Origin of the sequence: Streptomyces apricus, assembly GCF_008369065.1 — a bacterium.
GTDB classification, from domain to species: domain Bacteria; phylum Actinomycetota; class Actinomycetes; order Streptomycetales; family Streptomycetaceae; genus Streptomyces; species Streptomyces apricus.
Genome location: NZ_VDFC01000047.1, coordinates 488999 through 490403, shown reverse-complemented (window position 1 = coordinate 490403; position 1405 = coordinate 488999). Strand labels below are relative to the sequence as shown.

General features: G+C 70.5%; 1 protein-coding gene and 1 rRNA gene. One reads left to right on the top strand and one right to left on the bottom strand.

Features of this window, described 5'->3' with window-relative positions; all coding sequences use genetic code 11:
* The first annotated feature begins 121 nt into the window (after positions 1–121).
* A 5S ribosomal RNA gene (rrf, locus tag FGF04_RS28605) occupies positions 122–238 on the top strand.
* A gap of 102 nt (positions 239–340) precedes the next feature.
* Here the strand turns inward: rrf and FGF04_RS28600 are convergent.
* Positions 341–1405: DUF58 domain-containing protein (locus FGF04_RS28600; protein WP_149514423.1), on the bottom strand; the 1065-nt coding region annotated here is incomplete at its 5' end.

The window sequence follows — 1405 nt, the reverse complement described above, 5'->3', positions numbered from 1 at the left end:
CCGGTACTAATAGGCCGAGGGCTTGTCCTCAGTTGCTCGCGTCCACTGTGTTGGTTCTGAAACCACGAACAACCCCATTGCCATGGTCACGGTGATGGTGCGGTTGAGAGTTTCATAGTGTTTCGGTGGTCATAGCGTGAGGGAAACGCCCGGTTACATTCCGAACCCGGAAGCTAAGCCTCACAGCGCCGATGGTACTGCAGGGGGGACCCTGTGGGAGAGTAGGACGCCGCCGAACAAATATTGAATAGGGAAGCCCCCGCACTTCGGTGCGGGGGCTTTCTTGCGTTCAGGGGGGTTTAGGGAAAAAGGGGGAGCCCATATGAGGGCTTCCCCTTTTTTACAGTCGGCCCGCTGCCTTCAGGGCCAGGTAGGCGTCCGCCAACGCCGGCGGCAGGTCGTCCGGTGTGGCGTCGACGACCGTGACGCCGTGGCGCCTCAGTTGTTCGGCGGTGCGGTGGCGTTCCGCCTGGGCCTGGGCTGCGGCGGCGGCCTCGTACACGGACTCCACGTTCCCCCGCGCCTTCGCCATGTGCTCGATGTGCGGGTCGGAGACCGAGGCGACCAGGACCGTGTGGCGCTGGGTGAGGCGGGAGAGTACCGGGAGGAGGCCCTCTTCGATGGGGGCCGCGTCCAAGGTGGTCAGGAGCACGATCAGTGAGCGGCGCGGGGCCGTGCGGAGCGCGGTGGAGGCGAGGCCGCGGGAGTCCGTCTCGACGAGTTCCGGTTCCAGGTGTGCCATGGCGCTGACCAGGGAGGGAAGGACGTCGCCCGCGGCCCGTCCCTGCACCAGGGCGCGTACCCGGCGGTCGTATGCGAGGAGGTCGACCCGGTCGCCGGCGCGGGAGGCGAGGGCTGCCAGGAGAAGAGCCGCGTCCATGGAGGCGTCGAGGCGGGGGGCGTCGCCGACCCGGCCCGCGGCGGTGCGGCCCGTGTCGAGGATCAGCAGGATGTGCCGGTCGCGTTCGGGGCGCCAGGTGCGTACGGCGACCTTCGAGTGCCGGGCGGTGGCGCGCCAGTCGATGGAGCGGGTGTCGTCACCGGGGACGTAGTCGCGCAGGCTGTCGAACTCGGTGCCCTCACCGCGGGTCAGGACGCTGGTGCGGCCGTCGAGTTCGCGCAGACGGGCCAGTTTCGAGGGGAGGTGCTTGCGGCTCGTGAAGGGCGGCAGGACGCGGACCGTCCACGGGACCTCGTGGGTGCCCTGCCGGGCGAGGAGGCCGAGGGGACCGTACGAGCGGATGGTGACGCGGTCCGCCCGGCGGTCGCCGCGGCGGGTGGGGCGCAGCCGGGTGGTGACGCGGCGGCGTTCGCCCGCGGGGACCGTCAGCCGGTGGCGGGACTGCGCTACCTCCGTGCCGGGCTGCCAGCTGCTGGGGGGCCAGGCGTCGCGGAGGCGGGCGCG